The organism is Undibacterium sp., assembly GCF_030683615.1.
GTDB lineage: Bacteria > Pseudomonadota > Gammaproteobacteria > Burkholderiales > Burkholderiaceae_D > Undibacterium > Undibacterium umbellatum.
On record NZ_JAUXQE010000038.1, the window covers coordinates 193,865 to 219,408 of the forward strand.

The 25,544-nt window shown below is 52.0% G+C and carries 25 protein-coding genes; 17 read left to right on the plus strand and 8 right to left on the minus strand.

The features are described 5' to 3' along the window. Positions 1 to 38: 38 nt before the first annotated feature. Positions 39 to 944 (minus strand): LysR family transcriptional regulator, encoded by a 906-nt coding sequence (locus tag Q8K39_RS21880; RefSeq protein ID WP_305263308.1) that lies wholly within the window; start codon positions 942 to 944, stop codon positions 39 to 41. A gap of 127 nt (positions 945 to 1,071) precedes the next feature. On the opposite strand from Q8K39_RS21880, the gene hmgA reads away from it, so the two are divergent. Both hmgA and fahA read left to right on the plus strand, forming a co-directional pair. Further along, entirely contained in the window at positions 1,072 to 2,391 is a 1,320-nt protein-coding gene (gene hmgA, locus Q8K39_RS21885; protein WP_305263309.1) for a homogentisate 1,2-dioxygenase, read from the plus strand. Continuing rightward, positions 2,392 to 3,723 (plus strand): fumarylacetoacetase, encoded by a 1,332-nt coding sequence (gene fahA / locus Q8K39_RS21890; RefSeq protein ID WP_305263310.1) that lies wholly within the window; start codon positions 2,392 to 2,394, stop codon positions 3,721 to 3,723. A 213-nt stretch (positions 3,724 to 3,936) separates the two neighbouring features. Here fahA and Q8K39_RS21895 read toward each other — a convergent pair whose 3' ends face one another. The 5 genes from Q8K39_RS21895 to Q8K39_RS21915 form a co-directional block, all read right to left on the minus strand. Further along, the gene (locus Q8K39_RS21895) at positions 3,937 to 5,280 is read right to left on the minus strand and encodes a hypothetical protein (protein ID WP_305263311.1); all 1,344 of its coding nucleotides are present in this window, start codon (positions 5,278 to 5,280) and stop codon (positions 3,937 to 3,939) included. Positions 5,281 to 5,396: 116 nt separating this feature from the next. Beyond that, positions 5,397 to 5,726 (minus strand): hypothetical protein, encoded by a 330-nt coding sequence (locus tag Q8K39_RS21900; protein ID WP_305263312.1) that lies wholly within the window; start codon positions 5,724 to 5,726, stop codon positions 5,397 to 5,399. A gap of 188 nt (positions 5,727 to 5,914) precedes the next feature. Further along, positions 5,915 to 6,649 carry an anti-sigma factor domain-containing protein gene (locus tag Q8K39_RS21905; protein WP_305263313.1) on the minus strand — a complete coding sequence of 245 codons (735 nt, stop codon included), beginning with the start codon at positions 6,647 to 6,649 and terminating at the stop codon, positions 5,915 to 5,917. Further along, the gene (locus Q8K39_RS21910; RefSeq protein WP_305263314.1) at positions 6,649 to 7,230 is read right to left on the minus strand and encodes a sigma-70 family RNA polymerase sigma factor; all 582 of its coding nucleotides are present in this window, start codon (positions 7,228 to 7,230) and stop codon (positions 6,649 to 6,651) included. Before Q8K39_RS21910 ends, Q8K39_RS21905 begins: the two co-directional genes overlap by 1 nt. A 92-nt stretch (positions 7,231 to 7,322) precedes the next feature. Beyond that, the gene (locus Q8K39_RS21915; protein WP_305263315.1) at positions 7,323 to 8,240 is read right to left on the minus strand and encodes a LysR family transcriptional regulator; all 918 of its coding nucleotides are present in this window, start codon (positions 8,238 to 8,240) and stop codon (positions 7,323 to 7,325) included. A 248-nt stretch (positions 8,241 to 8,488) separates the two neighbouring features. Between Q8K39_RS21915 and Q8K39_RS21920 the strand changes: the two genes are divergently transcribed. The 7 genes from Q8K39_RS21920 to Q8K39_RS21950 all read left to right on the plus strand — a co-directional run bounded on the left by Q8K39_RS21920 (position 8,489) and on the right by Q8K39_RS21950 (position 16,620). After that, positions 8,489 to 10,783 (plus strand): TonB-dependent receptor, encoded by a 2,295-nt coding sequence (locus tag Q8K39_RS21920; RefSeq protein ID WP_305263316.1) that lies wholly within the window; start codon positions 8,489 to 8,491, stop codon positions 10,781 to 10,783. A 24-nt stretch (positions 10,784 to 10,807) separates the two neighbouring features. Further along, positions 10,808 to 11,680, plus strand: a complete 873-nt coding sequence (locus Q8K39_RS21925) for an alpha/beta fold hydrolase (protein WP_305263317.1) — start codon at positions 10,808 to 10,810, stop codon at positions 11,678 to 11,680. A 97-nt stretch (positions 11,681 to 11,777) separates the two neighbouring features. Continuing rightward, positions 11,778 to 12,977, plus strand: coding sequence for a substrate-binding domain-containing protein (locus tag Q8K39_RS21930; protein WP_305263318.1), 1,200 nt, complete (start codon positions 11,778 to 11,780; stop codon positions 12,975 to 12,977). Positions 12,978 to 12,994: 17 nt separating this feature from the next. Beyond that, on the plus strand, positions 12,995 to 13,777 hold the full coding sequence (locus tag Q8K39_RS21935; RefSeq protein ID WP_305263319.1) for an ABC transporter ATP-binding protein: 783 nt from the start codon (positions 12,995 to 12,997) through the stop codon (positions 13,775 to 13,777). Continuing rightward, positions 13,770 to 14,495 carry an ABC transporter ATP-binding protein gene (locus Q8K39_RS21940; protein WP_305263320.1) on the plus strand — a complete coding sequence of 242 codons (726 nt, stop codon included), beginning with the start codon at positions 13,770 to 13,772 and terminating at the stop codon, positions 14,493 to 14,495. The genes Q8K39_RS21935 and Q8K39_RS21940 overlap by 8 nt, the downstream gene beginning before the upstream one ends. Before the next feature lie 16 nt (positions 14,496 to 14,511). After that, complete coding sequence (locus Q8K39_RS21945) at positions 14,512 to 15,543, plus strand: branched-chain amino acid ABC transporter permease (protein ID WP_370868664.1); 1,032 nt, start codon at positions 14,512 to 14,514, stop codon at positions 15,541 to 15,543. Between the two features lie 12 nt (positions 15,544 to 15,555). Continuing rightward, positions 15,556 to 16,620: a branched-chain amino acid ABC transporter permease gene (locus Q8K39_RS21950; RefSeq protein ID WP_305263350.1), complete on the plus strand. Its 1,065-nt coding sequence runs from the start codon at positions 15,556 to 15,558 to the stop codon at positions 16,618 to 16,620. A 507-nt stretch (positions 16,621 to 17,127) separates the two neighbouring features. On the opposite strand, the gene Q8K39_RS21955 is transcribed toward Q8K39_RS21950, so the two are convergent. Beyond that, a complete protein-coding gene (locus Q8K39_RS21955) occupies positions 17,128 to 17,697 on the minus strand; it encodes a GNAT family N-acetyltransferase (protein WP_186954024.1) in 570 nt (189 codons plus the stop codon). 153 nt (positions 17,698 to 17,850) lie between these two features. On the opposite strand from Q8K39_RS21955, the gene Q8K39_RS21960 reads away from it, so the two are divergent. After that, positions 17,851 to 18,498, plus strand: a complete 648-nt coding sequence (locus Q8K39_RS21960; RefSeq protein WP_305263321.1) for a DUF4272 domain-containing protein — start codon at positions 17,851 to 17,853, stop codon at positions 18,496 to 18,498. Between the two features lie 21 nt (positions 18,499 to 18,519). Here the strand turns inward: Q8K39_RS21960 and Q8K39_RS21965 are convergent, their stop codons facing one another. After that, positions 18,520 to 19,482 carry a LysR family transcriptional regulator gene (locus tag Q8K39_RS21965; protein ID WP_305263322.1) on the minus strand — a complete coding sequence of 321 codons (963 nt, stop codon included), beginning with the start codon at positions 19,480 to 19,482 and terminating at the stop codon, positions 18,520 to 18,522. A gap of 121 nt (positions 19,483 to 19,603) precedes the next feature. Here Q8K39_RS21965 and Q8K39_RS21970 point away from each other — a divergent pair, with 121 nt between their 5' ends. From Q8K39_RS21970 to Q8K39_RS22000, 7 genes are all read left to right on the plus strand, one after another. After that, positions 19,604 to 20,206 carry an FMN-dependent NADH-azoreductase gene (locus Q8K39_RS21970; protein WP_305263323.1) on the plus strand — a complete coding sequence of 201 codons (603 nt, stop codon included), beginning with the start codon at positions 19,604 to 19,606 and terminating at the stop codon, positions 20,204 to 20,206. 37 nt (positions 20,207 to 20,243) lie between these two features. Continuing rightward, positions 20,244 to 21,149, plus strand: a complete 906-nt coding sequence (locus Q8K39_RS21975; RefSeq protein ID WP_305263324.1) for a pirin family protein — start codon at positions 20,244 to 20,246, stop codon at positions 21,147 to 21,149. A gap of 297 nt (positions 21,150 to 21,446) precedes the next feature. Further along, on the plus strand, positions 21,447 to 21,863 hold the full coding sequence (locus Q8K39_RS21980) for a DoxX family protein (RefSeq protein ID WP_305263325.1): 417 nt from the start codon (positions 21,447 to 21,449) through the stop codon (positions 21,861 to 21,863). A 368-nt stretch (positions 21,864 to 22,231) separates the two neighbouring features. After that, positions 22,232 to 23,086: a phosphonate ABC transporter ATP-binding protein gene (phnC, locus tag Q8K39_RS21985; protein WP_305263326.1), complete on the plus strand. Its 855-nt coding sequence runs from the start codon at positions 22,232 to 22,234 to the stop codon at positions 23,084 to 23,086. Positions 23,087 to 23,113: 27 nt separating this feature from the next. After that, positions 23,114 to 24,094 carry a phosphonate ABC transporter substrate-binding protein gene (gene phnD, locus Q8K39_RS21990; RefSeq protein ID WP_305263327.1) on the plus strand — a complete coding sequence of 327 codons (981 nt, stop codon included), beginning with the start codon at positions 23,114 to 23,116 and terminating at the stop codon, positions 24,092 to 24,094. Between the two features lie 4 nt (positions 24,095 to 24,098). Then, on the plus strand, positions 24,099 to 24,908 hold the full coding sequence (phnE, locus tag Q8K39_RS21995; protein WP_370868665.1) for a phosphonate ABC transporter, permease protein PhnE: 810 nt from the start codon (positions 24,099 to 24,101) through the stop codon (positions 24,906 to 24,908). 10 nt (positions 24,909 to 24,918) lie between these two features. Beyond that, on the plus strand, positions 24,919 to 25,497 hold the full coding sequence (locus tag Q8K39_RS22000; RefSeq protein ID WP_186954032.1) for an HD domain-containing protein: 579 nt from the start codon (positions 24,919 to 24,921) through the stop codon (positions 25,495 to 25,497). Positions 25,498 to 25,544 lie beyond the last annotated feature (47 nt).

Below are 25,544 nucleotides of genomic sequence, written 5' to 3' on the forward strand. Positions count from 1 at the left end.
TCAGACTTTGCATGAAGGAATTTCAGCAATGCCAGGCTTTATTCAAGAAACCGTGCAGAGATCAGCCCGCGCAGCCACTGATTGCCGGCATCCTGATTGTAGCGTCTGTGCCAGAACATATTGGTTTGCAGGGCTGGTAAACGTAACGGCGGTTTGACATAGCACAGGCCAAAAGGGGCGGCAGCACGCTCGGCCAGTTTTTGCGGCACGGTCACCAGCAAATCATTGCAACTGACGATGTACGGTACAGCAACAAAATGCGGCACGCGTAAATGAGCGGAGGCAATGACCCCCGCTTTTTCCAGGCTTTGGTTGACCTTGGCATAAGGATTTTCTTTTGAGTCAACAATTAAATGGCGCGCGGCCTGAAAATCCTTCATCTCCAGCTTATCGGCCGCCAGCGGGTGGCTTTGCCGGAACATGCAGACATAGTTTTGCTTGAACAGGCGGCGCTGGTACCAGGCATCGGATAGGTGATCAAATGCCCCTATGGCAAGATCTACCCGGCCCGACTCCATTTCTGTTTTTAAATCAATATCACTGGCGCGCACTGTCGATAACTGTACCTGAGGTGCCTGGGTACGCAGGAATTCTGCCAGAATAGGCATGAAATACACTTCACCGACGTCGGTCATGGCAATGGTGAAATGGCGCTTGCTGCTGGCGGGGTCAAAATTTTCCTGGCGGTTCAGGGCCTGAGTGATATGGGTCAAGGCCAGCGCCACCGGTTCGGCCAGTCGTTCCGCCAGCGCTGTGGGTTGCATGCCTGTTGCCGTACGGACAAATAATTCATCATCAAAGCTGCGTCGCAACCTGGCCAGGGCATTGCTGACTGCGGGCTGTGACAAGCCCAGTTTGCGGGCGACAGAAGATATCTGGCGATCTTGATAGACTTCCTGGAAGACCACCAGTAAGTTCAGGTCTATGTCTTTGGGTTCCAGCATTATGTTCCAGTCTCATTGTCCAGTATTATTGATTCTGTGAATGTAGTACATTTTTGTATTTATATCGTAAAACGAGAGACTTTGCATTAAAGTGCAGCTGTACAAAACTCACATTGCAGGAAACGCCATGAGCAAGCACGACGCAAGAGAAGTTCAACTTCAGTACCAGACTGGTTTCGCCAACGAATTTGCCAGCGAGGCATTGCCAGATGCCTTGCCCAGAAACCAGAATTCACCCCAGAAATGTGCCTACGGCCTGTATGCTGAGCAAATTTCCGGTACTGCCTTTACGGCCCCGCGCCATGCCAATCGCCGTTCCTGGTTTTATCGCATACGTCCAGCTGCCATGCACCAGCCGTTTAAGCAAGTCAGCAATGGCCGTATGACGAATGACTTCGCAGCGGTACCGAGTACGCCAAATCAATTGCGCTGGGACCCTTTGCCCATCCCTTCTGAAGCGACAGACTTCATTGATGGCTGGCTGACGATGGCAGGCAATGGTTCAGCCGATGGCCAGACTGGTTGCGCCATCCATATCTACACGGCCAACCGTGACATGACGACGCGGTTTTACTACAACGCCGATGCTGAATTGCTCATCATCCCCCAGCAAGGCCGCTTGCATATTCGTACTGAAATGGGTTTGCTCGATATAGAGCCGCAAGAAATCGCCGTGATACCGCGTGGCGTGCGCTTCCAGGTGCAACTGCCAGATGGTGAGGCACGTGGTTATGTTTGTGAAAACTTTGGTTCCATGCTGAAACTTCCTGACTTGGGCGTCATAGGTTCCAACGGCCTGGCCAATCCGCGTGATTTTCAAATTCCGGTTGCCTGGTATGAAGACAAGGAAGGTGATTTTGAATTGCTGGCCAAGTTCAGTGGTAATCTGTGGTCGGCAAAAATAGGTCATTCACCACTGGATGTGGTCGCCTGGCACGGCAATTTTGCGCCTTACAAATATGATTTGCGCCACTTCAATACCATAGGCTCTATCAGTTACGATCATCCAGACCCATCGATATTCCTGGTCTTGCAGGCAGTCAGTGATACACCAGGTGTGGACACCATCGACTTTGTGATCTTCCCGCCACGCTGGCTGGCGGCAGAAAATACTTTCCGCCCACCCTGGTTCCACCGCAATATCGCCAGTGAATTCATGGGCCTCATCCACGGTCAGTATGATGCCAAGTCGACCGGCTTCCGTCCTGGTGGTTGCAGCTTGCATAATTGCATGAGCGGCCATGGACCGGATGCGCCGACGTTTGACAAGGCATCCTCGGCAGATACCAGCAAACCACATAAAGTCGATGATACGATGGCCTTTATGATAGAAACGCGTAATATCATCAAACCTACCCGCGCAGCCATGGAAGCCGCGCAATTGCAGGCTGACTATTACCAGTGCTGGCAAGGTATCAAGAAGAATTTTAATCCGGAGCAAAAATAAATGACGGTACAACTTAACGAAACCCATGATGTCAGCTTGCGTAGCTGGGTCGCCTCGGCTAATCAGACTGGCACCGATTTCCCTCTGCAAAACCTGCCATATGGCGTGTTCCGTCGCCAGGGCAGCAACCAGGCATTTCGAATCGGTGTTGCCATCGGAGACCAGGTGCTGGATCTGGCAGCCGCCCATGCAGCCCACGCCTTTGCTGGTTACACAGAATTGCAGGGTGGGCATTTCACCAATGCCGTCAATGCCAGTAACCTGAATGCCCTGATGGGCTTGGGTGCGCCGGTCTGGTCCGCATTACGGCTGGCTTTGTCACGCGTTCTGCGCGAAGGAGCAAGTCAGCAAGGTGCGTTGCAAGCCTGCCTGCTGGCGCAAGGCGCAGCTGAATTTGCCTTGCCTGCGCAGATTGGTGATTACACCGATTTTTATACCTCCGTCCATCATGCGACGGCTGTCGGTAAATTGTTCCGCCCGGATAATCCTCTGCTGCCGAATTACAAGTGGGTGCCTATTGGCTACCATGGCCGTGCATCGTCCATAGGCGTATCAGGGCAGCAATTCCGCCGCCCGGTGGGCCAGACCAAGCCACCTACTTCTGATACTCCGGTGTTTGGCCCTGCCAAGCGCATGGATTATGAAATGGAAATCGGCATCTTCGTCGGCCCCGGCAATGCCCTGGGCGATGTCATCAACATGGACAAGGCAGAATCCCATATTTTTGGCCTATGCCTGTTGAATGACTGGTCAGCACGCGATGTGCAGGCCTGGGAATATCAGCCCTTGGGCCCATTCCTGGCAAAGAATTTTGCTTCTACTATTTCTCCCTGGGTAGTGACGCTGGAAGCCCTGGCACCATATCGTCATGCCTGGACGCGCGACGCAGAAGATCCGCAACCCATGGCTTATCTGGATACACCAGATTTGCGTGAAAGCGGTGCCTTCGATATACAACTCGAAGTCTTGTTGCAGACAGAAAAAATGCGCTCTGACGGTGCACCGGCAGAGCGCTTGTCTCTGTCTAATTTCCGCCATTCATACTGGACGATAGCGCAACTGGTCACCCATCATACGGTCAACGGTTGTAATCTCAATCCTGGTGATTTACTGGGGTCGGGTACGCAATCTGGGCCATTGGCAGAAGAGGCAGGTTCTTTATTGGAACTCACTGAAGGTGGCAAGAAGGCGCTGACCTTTAGCAATGGCGAGCAACGCATATTTATGGAAGATGGAGATGCCATCATCATGCGCGGCTGGGCGCAGAAAGAGGGTTGTGCGCGGATAGGGTTTGGTGAGGTGGTGGGGACTTTGTTGCCAGCCAGGACTTGATAGGCATTTTTCTCAATTGGCGATTGTTGATTGGGATTGCTGGCTATTGATAGAAAAGAACCGCGCTCTAGTTATCGTCGCTCCTGCGTAGGCAGGAGCCTGGCGGCGTTTGTTGCATGCCGTACTTTAATTAAAGCGGTTACCCTCTGCGGATACAAACCATGTCTCGGCCCGACAGCCGAAACACTTTCGTTTGCTTCGCCAAAATTCAGGTCAAAGCACAAAGTCAGTCACAACGATGCTGCCATTGCCCACCAGTTTTACGATCAAATCACCAGCATCGACTGCACTCAAGTTACTGCCTATGTTTTCAAAAGCGTAGTTGCCAGCGGCCGTGCCGGATTTAACTGTAATATAAAGAGCCTGGCTGGCGATATTCAAGGGACTACCTGCGCTGGTGGCGGCCTCATTAATGACGCTGGCTAATTGTGCAGTATCGGCCGCAGCGATCGTGAGATTGTTCAGGCTGGTGGCCTTGACCCCCGTCGAGAACAGATCGCTACCGGCGGCCTTGAAATTGAATATGGTATCCGTTGTGCCGTCACCCAATAAGGAACCTTTGGCAACGATTCTATCTACACCCGTCCCAGTGGCAGATAGTTTGATGGTATCCGCCGATGTGCTACCGATGATGCCAACATGACTGTTACCTGTGCCAAGCAGATTCAGAGTTTGTCCGCCACTACCGAGCTGGAGAATTCTGAGGCTGACATCTTTGGTGATATTGAGCGTGATCCCGGCACCATCCGCATTTACAAAAAAGTCGGCAATGCCGCCGTTGACCACGATGGTTTCAATATTACTGACCCTGCTGAGATTTCTGCTGCCGGTCAATACGCCCAGATCCAGTGTGTCCGCACCGGCGCCGCCATCGATAGTGGTGCCCATGGCATATTGTGCATCTGTAATGTGAAAGACATCGTCTCCTGATCCACTTACCAGGCTGACATCGCCTTTGACAAAATGTGTGCCCTGAGCGAGATCCAGGCCCAGTACATTAATCAGGTCACGTCCGTAGCCCCCTGGGACATTGGCTAAATCAGTCACGATGGAATGTGTATATCCGGTCAATAAGCTGGCTGTTGCAGGGCTGCTTACCAGGCTCAGAAAATCTCTGCCTATACTTGGGCCGAGTACTCCTGCGACATCGTATTGGTAAGCAACCAGCAGTTCACTTCCCTTCAACTCAGCGGTAAATGATGCTGCCGCACTGCCCTTGCTGGTCAGAGTGATGGCATCAGCACCGATAGCGCCATTGGCAATAGCTAGTGCAGCTTGCCCTATGCTGAATACACCTTTACTAATCTGCCCGCTCCAATACGCCAGGCCAGATACATCGGCATCATGCAGGAACAGGTTTTTATAAATAAGCTTGAGTGTGGCTTCTATAGTTTGACCGTCAAAATTTCTTTTGTATTCAACTTGCTGTGCAAAACTATCTGCGATCTGTGTCAGTGAAAAATTTTGCTTCATCCAGTAGTCCAGGCCGTCAGGATCTGCTGGTCGGCCGAAGTAAGCAATGTATATTTTTTGTATATCTGAGGCTGTGTTGGACATGAAATTTTCCGTGCACAAGTTTGCTATGAGGAAGTCTGCAATGAACACATTGCTATATTGCTTCCAAATTCTGGCCGGATAGTAGCACCTGAAACCATGTAGGGTTGTGATGATCGTCACAACATTTTAATAAATAAAATAGGAAAATAAATAGGGTGAAATTCAGGGGCGATTTCAGTGTCAATAATAGTGCGGAATTTTTTAGGACCTGGGAATAAACATGCCAGCAAAGCGGCCTTTCCATTGATGCAGCATGAAAAATGGAGAGCTAATTTTGAAAAATGAGTGAAGAATTCAGTGATTTCAAAATGAATTGATATGTTCCCATACCATATGAAGAAGTGAAGCAATGCTGCACTTGTAGCGTGACAAAGTGGCGTGAACTCACGCAGCATTCCTGATCTGCGATAACTAAAAAGCGCTACAAAGCGGATGACGATATTCATCAACTCATTCGCAAGGCAGCAGATATCACTGAAAAGCAGATAGAGAACCCAAATGAACTGTAACAGTTAAAAATAGAATGCTGCGCGTGCGCGCCCTTCATTTCTGTTTCAACTGCTACAGCTCGTATCAACAAGCCCTAGTTACTCTATCCGTCATTCGAGTATGCCATTCCCTGATGATGGATATATCAGATCTGTACCCAGTTACCCTTAAATATAATCGGCCCAGACGGTTTCTCAGGATTGCCCGATCCACCTTTGGGTTCCAGCGTCACCGCCAGCAAAGGGACGCTGTCTGCGGTCATGTCTTTAGGCATGGGCAGAGTGATGATGCCCTTGTCGGCCACCAGGCCCAGGGATTTGACTTTGCCGTCTTTACCCACTGCCCACAGTTCCAGGCTCTTGTCAGCAGCGATGTTTTGCGCCGTCACCATGCGTATCTGTAACTGGCCGCGTTTGGTGTCGCCGGTAATTACAGCGATAGCCTGTGCCTTTTCATCTGACAGAGTGGCGACATAGTTGGTTTGTGGCGTCGCCTGCTGATCCGCCTGTTTGCTGAGCAAGACGGAGACCAGTACCACGGCGGCAGTGGTTGAGAACATGCCCAGGCCGCGCCAGAAAGCCAGGTCTTCGCGCAATTTGCCCCAGTTGCGCCAGTAGGCAAATGGATCTTTGGTGGTGCTCAGGTTCAAACGTTTTTCCAGTGTTGGCCAGATGTTTGGCGGTACTGTTACTGGGGGTGCAAACTCTGCCATGGGTACCAGGTGCGCTTCCCATTGGCCGACCACCTGGCGCAAGGCCGCATCCTGTTTCAGCCAGACTTCAAAGCGGCGGCGTGCGCCACCGCGCAGGGTGCCCAGCACATATTCAGAGGCCAGTTTTTCCTGCAAAGCCGGGTTGTTTTTGAGTTGTAGTAAATTCATTATGCCTCCAGACGTGTGAGGCAGGTGCGCAGCTTGTCGAGCCCGCGTCTGATCCAGGTTTTCACTGTCCCTATCGGCAATTTCATGTGTTCTGCTACTTCGCTATGCGACAGATCATGGAAAAATGCCATCGCCATCGCCTGTCTGTGCAAGCCTTCCAGACGTGACATACAGGATGCCAGTGCTTTGGCATCCTGTGTCAATTCCAGCGTCTGCGCTGGTGTCGGTTCAGTGCTTTCCATGGCTTGCATGATTCCCATATCAAAATTATCAGCATCGATTTCTACATCGTGATCAACACGGCGCAAGAGATCGAAAGCGCGATTGCGTACTATCGTTGTCATCCAGGTCATGGGTGCTGCCAATCCAGTCTGATAACTGCCCGCGTTATTCCAGATGTTGACAAAACTCTCTTGTAAAACCTCTTCTGCCAACTCACGCTTAACTAATATACGCAGCGCGAAGCCAAACAGTTTCGCTGAAGTGGCGTCATACAGTAATTTAAATGCCTGCGCGTCTTTGCGGGCGACGGCGGCTAGCCAGTTTTGTAGCTGGCTGGTATCCAGGGCGGCAGTGGGCAATTGCTTATCCAATCTTGGCTGTCGTTATAGTGTAGACATGGGTAGAGATGCGCTGATTTTAGTCTATTTTTACTTCACACACAGACCACGTATCAGGATTTCTTGCTTTCTGTATGCATAAACAGGGAGGGGTGTTGCTCGGCATATTCACGCAACAAGTTCCACACCACACGCACCCTTTGCAGACGATACAAGTCACTGGGTGCGGCAAGCCAGTAAGAACGCTCGGTAAAAAAGCTGTCTTGCAAGACGGGTACCAAGGTACCGCTGGACGGGATGGCATATGGCGGCGCCATGATCAGACCCATGCCAGCCGCAGCGGCTTCACATTGCGCCATCATGCCTGTGCAGCACAAGCGCCTTTTTGGCGTAAAGCCCAGCTTGTCGAGAAAGTTGAGTTCATTACTGGCCAGGCGATCTTGTACATAATCGACAAACTCATGCTCGGCCAGGTCGGCCTCACTCAGGATGGGTGGATGGCGTGCCAAATAATCTGGTGATGCATATAAATTCAAGCGAAAGGTAGCCAGACGGGTAAACACATAGCGTCCGGTATTGGGTGGGTCCAGCATGACACCCAGGTCTGCCTCGCGCGTAGCAAGGTTGGCGAAACGCGGTTGTACCAATAAATCCACACTCAGCTCAGGATGGTCTTTCAGCAGATGTACCAATAAGGGGGCGATGACCAGAGTGCCAAACATTTCAGGCACGCCCAGACGTACTACGCCATGGGCGGAGACACTGGCTGCACCCAACTGATCGGTGGCAGTCAGGGCAGCGCTTTCCATTGCTTCGGCATGGGGTAGCAGGGCGTGACCCATCTCGGTCAGCTCATATCCTTCACGGCTGCGGTCAAACAGGGTGGAGCCCAGTTGGGTCTCCAGCCGATCTATTCGACGTGCCACTGTTGTATGTTCCACCCCCAGGCGGCGTGATGCGCCGGACAGCGTGCCAGCACGGGCAAGCTCCAGGAAGTAACGCAGGTCAGTCCATTCAGGCATGCTATTCATGGGGCTAATTGTGCGGCAAAGCACATACAGCAGCAAGGTTTAATCCATTTCTTCTTTTCAAGAATGAAAGAATTGGGGGTTTTGCACAACAAGTGGGCATTTTTAATAGCACTGTCTTCACTCTGATGTGCATTTATGCACAAAGGGTGGGCGTGCATACGCTTTCTAGGATTTTTCTTTCCGTGCACACTGCGTGCCATGCGACATACAACATGTATAAGGCGCACATAAAAATACAGGAGACAGAAATGAACCAGAGCAAGAAAAAGCAGAAATTCTTACGTCGGTCCGCTGCAGCATTGTTGGTCGCATCAGGAACCGTTGCAGGTAGCGGTATCAGCCAGGCCCAAACAGTAACAGCTCCAGCAAGCACTGAAGCCAGCAATGCAGAACCGAGCACGGTACTGGTAACTGCCCGTCGTCGTGAAGAATCCCTGCAGGATGTGCCGGTCTCCGTCACTGCTTACTCTGCCGAACAACTCTCCAAAACAGCGGTTCCTGACATTATCGGCCTGGTACAGAGCTTGCCCAACACCACCATGAAAGCTTCGCGTGCCACCAACTCTACGTTGACGGCCTTCATCCGCGGTGTCGGCCAACAAGATCCACTGGCTGGTTTTGAAGCAGGTGTAGGTATTTATCTGGATGATGTCTACATCGCCCGTCCGCAAGGCGCGGTGTCTGACATCTATGACGTAGAACGCATAGAAGTATTGCGCGGTCCTCAGGGGACTTTGTATGGCCGCAATACCATAGGCGGTGCCGTCAAATATGTGACGCGCAAACTGAGGCCGGAAACCGATGTGCGCCTGAAAGCAACGGTAGGTACTTATGGCCAGACCGATGCAGTGCTGACAGCCAGTTTGCCGGTATCCGAAACCCTGCGGGTTGGTGCATCACTGGCAAAATTCAAGCGTAATGGTTATGGCAAGAACTTGCTCACGGGTGCCGATAACTATGACAAGGATGTCACCGCTGCCCGCCTGAGCGCAGAGTTTACACCGTCCTCAAATTTGTTCATTCGTGTATCGGCCGATACCAGCCAGGATGATTCCAGCCCCAAGAATGGCCATCGCCTGACCGTCAGCAATGCCAGCAAGGCACCGATACTCGACAATGTATTTGATACCCGCGCCAATCTGACGACGGCACTGGGCCATTTGCAGCAAGTAAAACAAAGCGGTGGTTCTGCCCTGATTGAATGGCAGATCAATAATGAGCTGACCTTCAAATCCATCACCGCCAGCCGCCGCGATACATCTTATGCGCCTATCGATTTTGATTCTCTGCCTGTAGTTGACCTGGAAGCACCAGCCGTCTACAAAAACCGCCAGTTCAGCCAGGAATTACAACTCAGCTATAGCGGCAAGACCATACAGGGCGTGGCCGGTGTGTATTACATTGACGCCAATGCCTATAATAAATTCGATACTCTCCTGAATGGTGCCTTGCCCTTGTCTGTGTTTACCATGGGTGACGTTGACACCAAGGCCTGGGCTGTGTTTGCTGATGGCAGCATGAGCTTGTCGGACACTATCAGCGTTTCTGCCGGTGGCCGTTATACCTCGGACACGCGCCAGGCCGCAGTTTTGCGTCAACTATATCTGGGTACCAAGAGTTCACCAGAAATGGGTAACCCAAGTGCAATACTGTTCCGTACTGACACCAATCTGACCAAGAGCGATCTTGATCGTACCGATACCAAGTTCACCCCGCGCCTGTCATTGAACTGGAAAGCCAATGCCGATAACAATGTGTATGCTTCCTGGTCGCAAGGCTTCAAGGGTGGTGGTTTTGATCCGCGCATGAATGTGGTTGGCACCAAGATCAGCCTGGAAAAGGCAAAAATGGGTTACGAGCCGGAGGAAATCGAAACCGTGGAACTGGGTTTGAAGTCGCAATTCGACAAGGGTCGCATCATGACCAATGCTGCACTGTTCTTCAGTAATTACAAAAACGTGCAGATACCTGGCTCGGTCGCGGTGGATACCAATGGTGACGGCAAGGATGATAATTTCGCCGGCGTCACCACAAATGCCGGCAAGGCGCGCATCAAGGGTTTTGAACTGGAAGCGACGGCACGTATAACCGATGCCTTCCGCCTGTCTGGCATGTTCAGCTATATCGATGCGAAGTACACGCAATTTATCGTCGCTGGTGTGGATGTCGCCAGTCAAAAAGTATTCCAGAATACACCCAAGCAATCGGCCAACCTGACTGGTAGCTATGACTGGCCGTTGAACCTGGTTGGCAGGAACGGTACGCTGTCGCTGATCTCCAGTTATTCCTATCGCGCTGCGACCAACCAGTTTGAAACACCAAATGCACTGCTGGATCAGGAAGCTTATTCGCTGTGGGATGCCAGCCTGGTCTGGACTAGCACAGACAAGCGCCTGCGTGCTGGTTTGCATGGCAAGAACCTCAGCAATACCAAGTACAAGGTCGCAGGTTATCTGTTCCCAACGCTGGGCCTCGAAGGCAGCACCACAGCCTTCTATGGTAATCCAAGAACAGTCTCAGCCACGGTGGAATACCGTTTCTAGTCTGTGACACCGAGAGGATATTGCGTGACTACTTTCACTGACATCAGCTTTACCAGTAGCGATGGCCTGCAATTGTATGCGCGGGATTATGCATCGCGTGGTGGGCCGGCCAAATGTGCAGTCATCTGCATTCATGGCCTGACCCGCAACTCTGGCGATTTTGAAGAGCTGGCACCGTGGATAGCAGAACAGGGCAGGCGTGTGATTGCGGTAGATGTCAGGGGACGCGGGCGCTCTCAGCACGATGCCGACCCTGATCATTACAATTCAGTCGTGTACGCGAATGATGTCATCAAGCTCGCCCGCGACCTGGGTATCGGCCGAGCAGTGTTCATAGGTACTTCTATGGGTGGCCTCATCACCATGACGGTGGCGGCGCGCAAATTGAATTTGATCGCTGCTGCCATTCTCAATGATGTAGGACCAGCTTTGTCGGCAAAAGGCTTGGGACGTATAGCCGGGTTTGCTGGCAAGACTGTTGAAGTGAATGACTGGGACGAGGCTACGCACTACATACGACAGGTCAACCTGTCTGCTTTTCCTGGTAATAGCATGGAAGAATGGGGCAAGTGGGCCAGGCGGGCTTTCGCCGAGAATGTCGATGGAAAGCTGGCACTGCAATATGACTCTAATATTGCCAGGCCCTTGCAAAACGGGCAGTTAAAAAGCAAATCCTGGGTCGCCAATTTTGCTTTCCGCCGCTTGGCCAGAAACCGCCCTACACTCTTGATACGCGGTGACCTGTCTGACCTGGTGGAGCATGAACAACTCGCCTATATGAAAGACCTGGCACCCGACCTGCAATATGCCGAAGTGAGTGGCGTGGGCCATGCCCCCATGCTGATGGAAGCGCAGGCACAAAAAGCCATCAGGGAATTTTTAGCCTCAGTGGATTAGACGAATTGCAGTATGCTTATGTGCATTGTCAACAAGCGTAAAAAATATCGCTGACAAAATGCATGTTTACCACAACGTAAAACTAGCAGGAGACAAAATGCAACACAAAAACAGCTTTAAACTCATCTGTCTGAGTCTGGCCCTGAGCAGCGTATTCGCCTCAGCCAGCAGCCTTGCACAGGATTTGAAAATTGCCCTGATTGCAGGCAAGACTGGTGCCCTGGAAGCTTATGCCAAGGAAACTGAAACCGGCTTCATGATGGGCCTGGAATACCTGACCGGTGGCAAGATGGAAATCAATGGCCGCAAGATCAAGGTCCTTGTCAAGGATGACCAAAGCAAACCTGACCTGGGCCGCACCGCGCTGGCTGAAGCCTTTGGTGACGACAAGGTCGACATCGCAGTTGGCACCAGTTCCTCTGGTTCGGCGATTGCCATGCTGCCAGTGGCCGAAGAATACAAAAAAATACTGATCGTCGAGCCTGCTGTGGCTGATGCAATCACCGGCGAAAAATGGAATCGCTACATCTTCCGCACCAGCCGCAATTCCATGCAGGACGGGCTGGCTGCTGCCAGCACGATCAAGTCTGGCGGCAGTATCGCCTTCCTGGCGCAGGATTATGCTTTTGGTCGTGATGGCGTGAAAGCAGCCAAGGATGCTCTGGGTGCAGTTGGTGCCAAAGCCAAGATAGTCCATGAAGAATATGCCGCACAAAATACCACGGACTTTACCGCCGCGGCGCAGCGTATTTTTGATGTGCTCAAAGACAAACCAGAACCGCGTGTCTTGCAAATTATCTGGGCTGGCCCTAATCCGATGAACAAGCTGGCCGATATGAAGCCAGAACGCTTTGGCATTACCCTGGCACCTGGTGGCAATATCCTGCCCGTCATGAAAAACTGGAAAACCTATGTCGGTACCCAGGGTACGATTTATTATTACTACGACTTCCCAAAAAACAAGATGAATGACTGGTTGGTCGCTGAACACAGCAAACGTTTCAAGTCTCCACCAGATTTCTTCACTGCCGGTGGTTTTGCCGCAGCCAGTGCAGTGTACACAGCCATCAGCAAAGCCAAATCTACCGACACTGAAAAACTCATTGCTGCAATGGAAGGCATGGAATTTGACACGCCAAAAGGCAAGATGAATTTTCGCAAGGAAGACCATCAGGCCATGCAATCCATGTATCATTTCAAAATCAAGAAAGACCAGAAAAATGAATGGGACTTACTGGAACTGGTCAGAGAAATACCCGCCAGCGAATTGCCCGTCCCGGTCAAGAACAAGCGTTGATGACGGCAGGTGGAAAAATGAGTGGCTCACCCTCGCTATCGACGCGTGATCTCAGTATACGGTTTGGTGGCCATGTGGCCGTCAATCAAGTGACTGCAGACTTTTATCCCGGTACTTTGACTGTCATCGTAGGCCCGAATGGCGCTGGTAAAACCACTTACTTCAACCTGATGTCTGGGCAATTGGCCGCCAGCGCAGGCAGTGTACATTTGTTTGGTGTGGACATCACGAGCAAGGGTGCAGCTGAACGCACGCGCAGGGGTATAGGCAGGGCGTTTCAACTGACCAATCTCTTCCCTAATTTGTCTGTCATCGAAAATGTGCGGCTGGCTGTGCAAAGCAAGGCAGGCCAGGGTTTGAACATTTTTTCCTTATGGTCTTCCCATGCCAGTCTGTTGAAGCGGGCAGAACATTACCTGCACAAAGTTGCACTGGCAGACCGCAAGTCGGACAAAGTCTCAGCACTGTCACATGGTGACAAGCGCAAGCTTGAAGTCGCTATCCTGCTGGCGCTGGAACCAGACATCATGATGTTCGATGAGCCTACGGCAGGCATGAGTGTTGATGAAGTCCCAGTGGTGCTGGACCTGATTCACCAAGTCAAGGCCGAACGCAAGAAAACCATCTTGCTGGTTGAGCATAAGATGGACGTAGTGCGTTCACTGGCTGACCGCATTATCGTCTTGCATAATGGTGCGCTGGTGGCAGACGGTGAACCTGTCAGCGTCATGGCGTCTGCCATCGTGCAGGAAGCTTATCTTGGTGTCGTCCCCGAAACCACGGGAGATCAACATGTCTGAAGCTATATTGACACTGGCTGGTGTGCATACCCATATCGGCGAATATCATATCCTGCAAGGTGTGGACATGCAGGTGCCGCGTGGCGGTCTCTCGGTTTTGCTGGGCCGCAATGGCGCAGGCAAGACCACGACCCTGCGTACCATCATGGGTCTGTGGAAAGCCAGTCAGGGCAAGATACATTTTGATGGCCGCGATATCACTGCCATGGCAACGCCAGACATCGCACAGCTAGGCATTGCCTATGTGCCAGAAAGCATGGCGATATTCTCTGACCTGACAGTCAAAGAAAACCTGCTACTGGCAGCACGTAATGGCCCGCTTGATAGCAGCCGAGTCGAATGGATATGCGGCTTCTTTCCTGCATTGAAAAAGTTTTGGAATTACCCGGCAGGCAATCTGTCCGGCGGTCAAAAACAAATGGTTGCGATTGCCCGCGCCATCGTTGAGCCACGCAAACTGATACTGGTGGATGAGCCGACCAAGGGTCTGGCACCTGCCATCATCCTTAGCTTGATGGCTGCCTTCAATGAGCTGAAGGCCAGCGACACCACCATTTTGCTGGTGGAACAGAATTTCAATTTCGTACGCAAGCTGGGGGACACGGTAGCTGTCATGGATGATGGCCGTGTCGTGCATACCGGCGGCATGCAGGCACTGGCTGACGACAATGACTTGCAACAGCATTTGCTGGGCTTGTCACTGGCTGCGCATCAATAAAGCAAGAGGAAGAATAATGACAGATACTGTTCTGGATACGACAACCAAACCAGAAGTCGCCAGCCTGCCGACAGCACCCCGCGATATCTGGCCGCTGATCCTGGTGCCGGCCCTGGCCTTGTTGATGTTGCCACTGGTGGGCAGCTTCCCCACTTGGATCACCCTGACCATCGCTGGCCTGGCGATGGGTATGATGATCTTTATCATGGCCAGTGGGCTGACCCTGATCTTTGGTTTGATGGATGTATTGAATTTTGGGCACGGTGCTTTTGTGTCCGTCGGTGCCTTCGTCGCTACCCTGGTTTTGCTACCCATGCATGGCTGGATGGAAGCGGATTCGCTATTGATGAACTTGACTGCACTGGGCCTGGCTATCCTGCTGGCGATGCTGGCAACCGGCTTGCTGGGCTGGGCGTTCGAACGCATCATCATCATGCCTGTCTACGGGCAGCATCTGAAACAAATCCTCATCACCATGGGCGGCATGATCGTTGCCGAGCAGATGATCAATGTCATCTGGGGTGCAGAGCAAATCCCGCTACCGCTGCCGACCAGCTTGCGCGGTTCCATCCTGTTGGGTGATGCCGCCATAGAGAAATACCGCCTGATTGCAGTCGTGGTTGGCTTGCTGGTATTCGTTGCCATGTTCCTGGTGCTGAACCGCAGCAAGCTGGGTTTGCTGATACGTGCCGGTGTAGAAAATGGTGAAATGGTGGAAGCACTTGGCTACCGCATACGCCGCCTGTTCGTGCTGGTGTTTGCTGCCGGTTCGGCATTGGCTGGCCTGGGTGGTGTCATGTGGGGGCTGTACAAGGAAAGCCTGACCGCGGCCATGGGCGGTGACATCATGGTCATGGTGTTCATCGTCATTATCATTGGTGGTCTGGGTTCTGTCGGCGGTTGTTTTATCGGTGCCCTGCTGATGGCACTGGTTGCCAATTACGCCGGTTTCCTGGCACCCAAGCTGGCACTGGTGTCCAACATCTTGCTGATGATCGCCGTGCTGCTCTGGCGCCCGACTGGCTTGTACACCGTGGTAAGGCGGTAAGACATGAATGCAATGAAACAAATCCTGTCGGATGATTTTCCACGTAACCGCTGGCTGGCGCTGATCCTGGCGGCGATATTTTTTGGCCTGGCCTGTGCGCCCTTTATCACCAGCGGGGCCCGGCCTTTGAACACTGCTGCCACCATCTGCGTGTATATCGTGCTGGTTGCTTCGTATGACTTGTTGCTCGGCTATACCGGCATCGTCTCCTTTGCTCACACCATGTTTTTTGGCATAGGTGCATACGGTATAGGTCTGGCTCTGGCCAGCGGCACGCCAACCTGGGGACTGGCCGCTATGGGTTTGCTGGCGGCATTGCTGGTGACACTGGTGCTGGCCCTGATCGTTGGTCTTTTTGCCTTGCGTGTGCGCGCAATTTTCTATGCCATGATCACGCTGGCGGTGGCGTCTTCCTTTGCTGTGCTGGCATCGCAATTGTCGGATTTTACCGGCGGCGAGGATGGCAAGACTTTTAGTGTTCCGGCTCTCTTGTCGCCTGCTTATCGCCTGTTTGAGGCAGAGATATTTGGCCGTGTGGTGGATGGCAAGGTGATTACCTATTACATAGTATTTATTGGTAGTGCCCTGTTATTCCTGTTCTTGTTGCGGGTCGTCAATTCGCCTTTTGGCCGGGTCTTGCAGGCAATACGCGAAAATGATTTCCGTGCCGAGGCACTTGGTTATCGCACCGTGTATTACCGCATCTTGGCGAATTGCATTGCGGCCCTGGTTGCAGCCATGGCGGGTGCCTTGATGGCCTTGTGGCTGCGCTATGTCGGGCCCAAGACCATGCTGAGTTTTGAAGTCATGACAGATATTTTGTTGATCGTGGTGATAGGTGGCATGGGGACGATGTATGGGGCGGTAGTTGGTGCGACCCTGTTCATACTGGCGCAGAATTATTTGAAGAGTCTGATGGGGGTGGCCTCGTCGTCTTTGGCTGACGTGCCGCTGCTGGCGAGTGCTTTGCATCCGGACAGATGGATGTTGTGGCTGGGGGTATTGTTTGTGGTCTCGATTTATTTTTTTCCAGCGGGTATAGTTGGGAAATTGAGGGGGGCAACTAAGGCTGGTTGATTTGGTTATGAAATAACCGTGTCCTTTATTTAAGTCTCTCCAGCGTAGGCTGGAGGTTACCGAGCTGGCGCCCCAGTGGTGCTCGTTGCATACTTGAGTTTTTAATAAAGAGATTGCCCTTCGTGGATACAAGCCGGGTCTCGGCCCGGCGGCCGAAATTCTTTCTTTGCGTCGCCAAAGAAAGAATTCAAAGAAAGGCGACCCAGGCGTAGCCGCCCCTGCGGGGTGCCCGTTTGTGCAGTACAAAAAATGGGAAATGCCCGAAACTCGCTACGCTCAGACACGGGCATTTCTTATCCATTTTCTGTACTGCACAAACGGCGTCTACACATGGGAACTGCGAAAAGTCAAAAGCAACGTCAAACCCAACAGCAACGTCAAACCCAAAAGCAACGTCAAACCCAAAAGCAACACCAACGATTCACGTGATTTTGTCCCTTAGCTTTTTGCAAGCGGCAGGCCATCCGCGTACTCCCCCTACAAAGCCTGGCCTGTCGTTCCTGCAAATCAGCGGCTATCCTGTAATGAACCAAACTCCCTGTCCAGTAAGGAATAGCATTTAAGATCAACATAGCGGCCATGCTTGTATTCGCATTCACGCAGTACACCTTCTAGCCTGAACCCTAGTTTTTCTATCAAGCGCCAGCTGGCGATATTCTCTGGCTCTACCATGGCTTGCAAGCGGTGCAGGCCGAGGTGTTTAAAGCAGTGATTAATGATGACGTTCATGCATTCCGGTATAACAGCCTTGCCCCAGTGGACGGGCGAAAGCCAGAAACCGGTTTCGGCGCAATGGTGTTCCTGTTCCCATTCGTGCAGGCCGCAAGTGCCTATTAATTGTTCAGGTTCCTCTTTATTACAAATACCCCACCACAGGCCTGTGCCGTCCAGCCAGACCTGTTCATACCAGTCCATCTGCTCCTGGCTTGATGCCAGGGTGTCATAGCTGATGCCATAATATTCAGTGACGCGCGGGTCGGACAATCCGCGAAAAACGGCGGGCATATCGGTAGCGACGATGCGGCGCAGTTGATAGTTTGGTGTCTGTAGTACGGGGAAGGGTTTGGTTTCAGACATATAAGCTTTGCAAAAACAGGTAACAATTAGACATTCTAATGCCTGTAGAGGCATGGAGTCGCGCTGTTCTGTAACTCCTTAACAGCGCAAAATCTGGGATAATCCGTCTGCTCGTTATCAGCGAGTGAATTGATTAACAATATTGAAGAAATAATGAGCCCAGAGCAACGCAAAGAAGCTTCCGAACTGGAATTGCATAAACGTGGTATCCGCATCAATGTGCAATTGCATGTGATTGAGTCCGATGAAGAAGTGGAACTGCGCACGCCTGAAGAATTGATGCAGCGCATGCTGGCCTTGTGGATGGTGACTTCAGTAGCGGCTGGCGGTGATGTGGCACGCTATCGTTCGTATCTGGAAACGCACGGTTTGGCTGCTTGTTTGTCAGTGCAGGAACAGGCATTTCTGTTTTCGGATGAAATCACCGAAGAATTGCGTACGCAATTTGTACAAAGACAGGAATCCCTGTATTTCCTGGCCTGGGCAGCGGGTTTGACAGACAAGCTGGCTGTTCCTATGCAAGCCGCAAACGTCAAGCAAGTCCTTAAATTGTTCCCGCATGCGATGGAAGCACCTGATCGTTTGCAGGCAGCCCTGAAGCCGCGCCGCAAAGGGCAGGTGCTGGATTGGTCGGACTTATTGTACCGCCTGCACTGGGCTGTTCGTCACGCACATATCACTGGCCGTGATGCGCCGGGTAATTTGAATGCAGATGCAGTGCGCGAATGGCATCAGGCCGTGAACTGGCTTTGCCAGTATGAAGAAGAAAATGACTGGGACAAGGTCAGTACAGAGACTTGATCACATCACAATCAGGGTTCTTCAAAATGCCTTCAAGGTTCGTCGTTCTGACTTACAGGCATTGATCTGATCCTGGATTTTCAAGCAGCGCGGACCTGAAAATTCAGCCTGCAGGGCATCCAGAAATACACGAGTACGTGCCGGCATCAGACGGCGGCCAGGGAATACTGCCCAGACATTCACATCCGGCAGTTTCCATTCTTCCAGTATAGGTACCAGGGCACCACTGCGTACATGGTGATCGGCAAAGTGGTCAGACAGCATGATGATGCCCTTGCCGCGCACAGCCAGGCGGGTCAGCAGCTCAGGTGAATTGGCGTTGGTGCGACCTGGTGGGATACCTTCCCAAAAGGCACCATCTTTCTCCATGCGCCATATTGTAAGCTCGCCATTGCGTGCAGTCAGGCGCAAGCAGTCATGTTCCATCAGGGCTTCTGGCTCTGCTGGCGTGCCATGTGACTTCAGATAGCTGGGTGCGGCATACATGCCTATGCTAAACCGTACCAGTCCCCGAGCCGCCAGCGAGGCATCATCAGGCAAATCGCCCACACGGATGGCGACATCAAAATTTTCTCCTATTAGGTCCACCCGCCTTGGTGACAGGTCCAGTTCAATGTTGACGGATGGATATTTGCTCATGAAATCGCACAATAACTCACTCATTTCATGCGTGGCGAAATCGCCGGGCATCGACACTTTCAATTTGCCGGTCGGCTCTGCCTGCCTGTGCTGAGTGAGCGCCAGCGTGGCATCTACTTCTTCCTGCACGTGTTGAGCATGGAGCAAGACACTCTGTCCCAGGTCAGTCACGGTCAGTTTGCGGGTGGTGCGCAAGATCAGACGTTCGCCTAGCTGGGCTTCAAGTGCGGATATGCGACGGGATAAGGTTGATTTGGGTACCCCCAGCTTTTCTGCAGCCTTGCTAAAGCTGCCTTCTTCAACCACGCGGGCAAATAGCAAAAGGTCATTGGCTTCCAAAGTCATGATCGCTTCCCCATTCTATTTTCCTATATTTGGAACAATGATATCCATTTTAACGTCTTCCGGATTGTTTTTGGAACGATTAAAGTACGTCCATCAACTCTTTATCTGAAAGGAACACAAAATGAACATCCTGCAAATCAACTCCAGCGCCCGTGCTCAAGCTTCTCATTCCACCCAACTGGCGAATAGCCTGGTTGAGGCTTTACTGGAAACATCTTCTGGTGCGACCGTGAATGTACGTGACCTGGGTAGCAATCCTCACCCCATGCTTGATGAAACAGCATTGCAAGCCCTGTTCACACCGGCAGAGCAGCGCACCGCAGAACAGCAAGCCCGCGTCGCCCTCGATGATGCCCTGATCGCAGAAATCCAGGCCGCAGACGTAGTCGTGTTGGGCGCGCCCATGTATAACTTTGGTATCTCTGCCCAATTGAAAAACTGGATAGATGCGATTTCCCGCGCCCAGGTGACTTTCCGTTACACCGCCAATGGCCCTGAAGGTTTATTGACTGGCAAGAAAGTTTATGTGGTACTGACACGTGGTGGTCTGTACCGTAATACGCCAAATGACACACAGATGCCTTACCTGAAAACCTTCTTCGGTTTCCTGGGTATGACCGATGTAGAGTTTGTCTACGCAGAGGGTCTGGCTATGGGCCCGGATGCCGAGAAAGCGGCGCTGGCGTCGGCTCACCAACAAATTAATGATTTGCTGCCTGCTTAATTAATCAACAGGCAAATACTGACAAGGACGATGGATCATGGAAACAAGAGATGTAGTTGCAAGCAATGCAGCAGTTCAACAAGCGGAAAACGTAACAACTTCACGCGTGGTGGAACAACTGGTCGCCGGGCAGCCTACTTCGGATGGTGCTGGTGTCAAGTTGACACGGGTATTGACGCAGCCACTGCAATACCGGCTGGACCCTTTCCTCATGCTGGACGCATTCGGCAGTGACGAGGCAGGTGACTACATCGCCGGTTTCCCTAGCCATCCGCACCGTGGTTTTGAAACCATCACCTATATGTTGGCAGGCCGTATGCGTCACCGTGACAGTGCCGGTAATGAAGGCTTGCTGCAAAACGGCGGAGTGCAGTGGATGACGGCCGGTCGTGGCGTAATTCATTCAGAAATGCCGGAGCAGGAAGAAGGCCGCATGGCAGGCTTCCAGCTTTGGTTGAATCTGCCAGCAAAAGACAAGATGACAGCGCCCTGGTACCGCGATATCCAGAGCGATACCATCCCTGAATTGCTGACAGCCGCCGGTGTCAAGGTACGCATCATTGCCGGTCGCAGCCATGGCGTGGCAGGTGCCGTACAGCGTGAAGTGACCCAGCCGTTGTACCTGGACATACACATGCCAGCCGGTAGCAATTTTAGCCACAGCCTGCCTGCCAGTTTCAATGCTTTTGTGTATGTCTATGAAGGTGAAGTGCAGATAGCTGAGCGTGAAGTGCCGGTGCAACGCATGGCGATATTGAAAAAATTGCCGGATGCAGATGGTGTTGTGATTGATGCCAAAGTCGATAGCAGGTTGTTGTTGATTGCTGGTCAGCCCTTGGGTGAAACCATAGTGCAATATGGGCCGTTTGTGATGAACAGTCAGGCGGAGATATTCAAGGCGATAAGCGATTTTCGCGAAGGCAAACTGGTGAGCGCTGATTGAGCTACTGCGCGACGCGATTTTGAGCCTGCGATGCTCGTCGTACTAAAGTACGACTGCGCGTCTTAACTCAAACTAGCGCCGCTCGCTACGCTCACTCAGCACTCACGGGGCTATAGATATTTAGAGAACGAAAAATCAAATGTAGGTTGGGCTACGCCTTATCAGCCCAACACTCGGCCTCGAAGCAACGTATACGTTTATTAAACGCCCAGTGTTGGGCTGGTAAATCGTAGCCTAGCGAGGCCCGGCCCAACCTACGACATTACCAGCGAAAAAAAACTATTTAAGGAAAACAAAATGAAACAAGCAGAAACCATAGGACCCGTTTTCGGTTCCTTCATCGCCCGCGTACTGATCGCCCTGATCTTCGTGGCATCCGGCGCCAGCAAGATATCTGGCTTTGAACAGACCGTAGGTTATATCACCAGCAAGGGCCTGCCTTTGCCAGCCTTGGGAGCGATAGCAGCTATCGTAGTGGAGCTAGGCGGCGGCCTCATGGTCATTATAGGTTGGCGTGCACGCTGGGCTGCAGCGGCAATGATCTTGTTCACGTTGGCAGCGGCTTTCATCTTCCATAATTTCTGGGGCGTGCCAGCAGATGTGGCGCAAAACCAGATGATACATTTCATGAAGAATATCTCCATGGCAGGTGGCCTGCTGTATGTCTTGATACATGGCAGCGGTGGCTGGAGTCTGGATGGCCGTAAAGCCTGATCAGGAATATCTTGCTCAATTTCAATAGTTGAAAGAGCGGATTTGTCTGACGGCAAATCCGCTGTTTTCTTTAAGGGCTTACGAAAAATTGTCCCAGCAAGGCTAATGCTTCAGGAAACCTTCCTTGCAAGGGAGGTTCGTTTCGTTGGCAGACAACATGTTGTCTGAAACCCCAACTACACCGCGGCGACGAAGACAGTACTTTAGTACCGAATTTTACTAACTACTGGAGCTGCAACGCAGCTGGGGTATTTTTTCGTAAGCCCTGTCGTCGTTTCATCATGCTGTAATCAAACCTTCATACGCCTGACATATTTTTGTCCAATACTCCCGTGGATTAGCTCAATTGTCCAGGCGGGGTAAATGCGATGAAGATAGAAATCAACGGGATTTCCAAAACCTTTAAAGGTGGCTATCAGGCATTGGATAATATTGCGCTGACTTTCAAGCCCGGTGAAATGGTCGCGCTCATCGGTGCATCCGGTTCTGGCAAGTCGACTTTGTTGCGTCATATCTCTGGTTTGATTACGGCCAATGTCGAAAAGAATGATATCCGCCTCGGTGAACAGATTGTGCAGGCCAATGGGGTAGTCGGCAAGCAGATACGTCACCTGCGCTCGCAAATTGGTTTTGTCTTCCAGCAATTCAATCTGGTCGGGCGCCTGCCTGTGCTGACCAATGTTCTTACAGGTGGCATCGCACGCATCCCTTTGTGGCGCAGTTGTTTCCGCCTCTTTACCAAAGAAGAAAAAGCTTTGGGCCTGGCTGCGCTGGCACGTGTGGGTATTGCGGAACATGCTTATAAACGTGCATCAGCCTTGTCTGGGGGGCAACAACAACGGGCGGCAATTGCCCGCACCATCGTGCAGCAAGCCAAGGTCATCCTCGCAGACGAACCTATAGCCTCGCTGGACCCTGAATCCGCACGTCGCGTCATGCAGACCCTGTCTGATCTGAATCGCCAGGATGGCACCACCGTCGTGGTCTCCTTGCACCAGGTCGATGTAGCCCTGCGTTTTTGCCAACGCACGGTGGCGCTCTCGCGCGGCCGAGTCGTCTATGACGGCCCGTCCAGCGAACTGACAGTGCCCATGTTGCGCGAGCTGTATGGTGCAGAGGCAGAAGAGCTGCTTAATCCCGCACCAGTAAATGCAGCCAGTACAGCCAACACAGCGCCTGTCATTGATACCCTCTCTTTACCCACTCTGGCGGCTGCCGCCTGAGTCTTTTTACCCTTCAGGAGTATTTCCATGTTTCGTCAATTCGTGCGCAGCCTTACCCTGGGCCTGGTGATGGCCGCAACTGCTTCTGCCGTCATGGCAGAGGATGCAGTCAAGACCTTGAACTTCGGCATCATCTCTACCGAGTCTTCGCAAAACCTGAAACAAGACTGGCAGCCAGTGCTGGATGACATGAGCAAAAAGCTGGGCATCAAGATCAATGCCTTCTTCGCTCCTGACTATGCTGGTGTGATTGAAGGGATGCGTTTCAATAAAGTGCAGTTTGCCTGGGTAGGTAATAAGTCGGCGATCGAAGCTGTCGATCGTGCCAATTCTGAAGTGTTTGCACAAACCGTGAACGCCGATGGCACTCTGGGTTATTACAGCATGATCAGCGTGCATAAGGACAGCCCGTATCAAACTGTGGAAGATGTCTTGAAAAATGCCAAGAACCTTAATTTTGGCATAGGCGACCCCAATTCCACTTCTGGCTTCCTGGTGCCCAGCTATTATGTGTTCGCGCAAAACAATGTGAATCCCAAGACAGCTTTCAAGACTGTACGTGGTGCCAATCATGAAACCAATATCCTGGCCGTGGCCAACAAGCAGGTAGATGCAGCAGTCCATAGTTCTGACGTACTAGACCGTATCAAGGCACGCCAGGCAGAAACGGCCAGCCAATTGCGTCAAATCTGGAAATCACCTCTGATCGCCGCTGACCCTTTGGTATGGCGCAAAGACTTGCCAGCCGATCTCAAAAACAAGATCAAGGATTTCTTTATCAGCTATGGCAAAAATGGACCAGACGCAGCTCGTGAAAAAGCGCAGTTGAACAAACTGACTTTGGGTGGTTTCCAGGATTCCAGTAATGCCCAATTGAAACCAATACGCCAGCTTGAATTATTCAAGGAAAAAGTCAAGACAGAAGCAGACGTTGCCTTGAACGCTGAGGAAAAGAAAGCCAAGCTTGACGACATCAATCGTAAACTGAACGACATCGCCAAGTCTTGATAGCATGAACAGTACACCAACAGCCCACCCGCAAGTCGTCATGAGTTTGCCGGAAGCACCCAAGCGTGATACCGGCAAGTTACTGGTCTGGGGCATAGTCCTCGCCATCCTTGCCATGTCCTGGCAGGGCGCCGATATGCGCCCGCTGGAATTGCTGCGCGACAGCGGCAATATGCTGACTTATGCCGCCAGTTTTTTTCCGCCAGATTTTCATGAATGGCGCATCTACTTGCAAGAGCTGTTGGTGACTTTGCAGATTGCGGCCTGGGGTACGGCTCTGGCCGTAGTGTGTGCCATCCCCCTGGGTTTACTGAGTTCCTCAAATATCGCGCCAGCCTGGGTTTGCCAGCCCGTGCGTCGTTTGATGGATGCAGCGCGTGCCATCAATGAAATGGTGTTTGCCATGCTGTTTGTGGTGGCTGTTGGCCTCGGCCCTTTTGCTGGTGTACTGGCCCTGTTCGTGCACACGACAGGCATCTTGTCCAAGCTGTTTTCTGAAGCAGTCGAAGCCATCGATCCGCAACCGGTAGAAGGCATACGTGCCACTGGTGCCCATGCGCTGGAAGAAATTGTCTATGGTGTTTTGCCGCAAGTCATGCCGCTGTGGGTATCCTTCGCCCTGTACCGCTTTGAATCGAATGTGCGGTCTGCGACCGTAGTCGGCATGGTCGGTGCTGGTGGCATAGGCGTGATTTTATGGGAAGTCATACGTGCTTTCCAGTATGCGCAAACTTGCGCAGTTTTATTGATGATCGTGCTGACTGTCAGCGTGATCGATGTTATTTCTTCTCGTCTCAGAAAAGTCTTTATCTGATATGCCTGATATGCAAACACAGAACCGTCAATTTGTCCGGGGCATCACTCTCCCGCAAGTCATAGACTGGTTGCAAAACCGGGCCGGCGGTTTGTACGGTGGCGAAGCCATCACCCAACTGGAGCATGCCCTGCAATGTGCCAGCCTGGCTATGCAGGAGGGTGCAAGCGATGCCCTGGTGATCGCGGCCTTGCTGCATGACCTGGCGCATATGGCAGATGATGAAACCGATGAGACTTTTCCGCATGGCGAGTTGGCGGCCTTACTGCTGGCTGAATTGTTTGATAAGGATGTCACTGAACCCATACGCATGCATGTTGACGCCAAGCGTTACCTGTGTGCGGCAGATCCTCTGTACTGGTCTGGTCTTTCGCATGCATCACAGCGCAGCCTGATCTGGCAGGGCGGCCCATTCTCAGTGACGCAAGCGACTGAATTCATAGATCAGGATTATGCAGAAGACGCTGTGAGCTTACGTCAATGGGATGACATGGCTAAAGTAGTCGGAGCAAGGACGGTAGACTTGCAAGTGTTCATCGCCATGATGGAAAAGCTGAGTCTGGAATTTGCCCAGGCAGAAACAGTATAAGACAATACTAAGGCAGTGTCTGCTGATTGCCTTGTAGTATTCCTTGC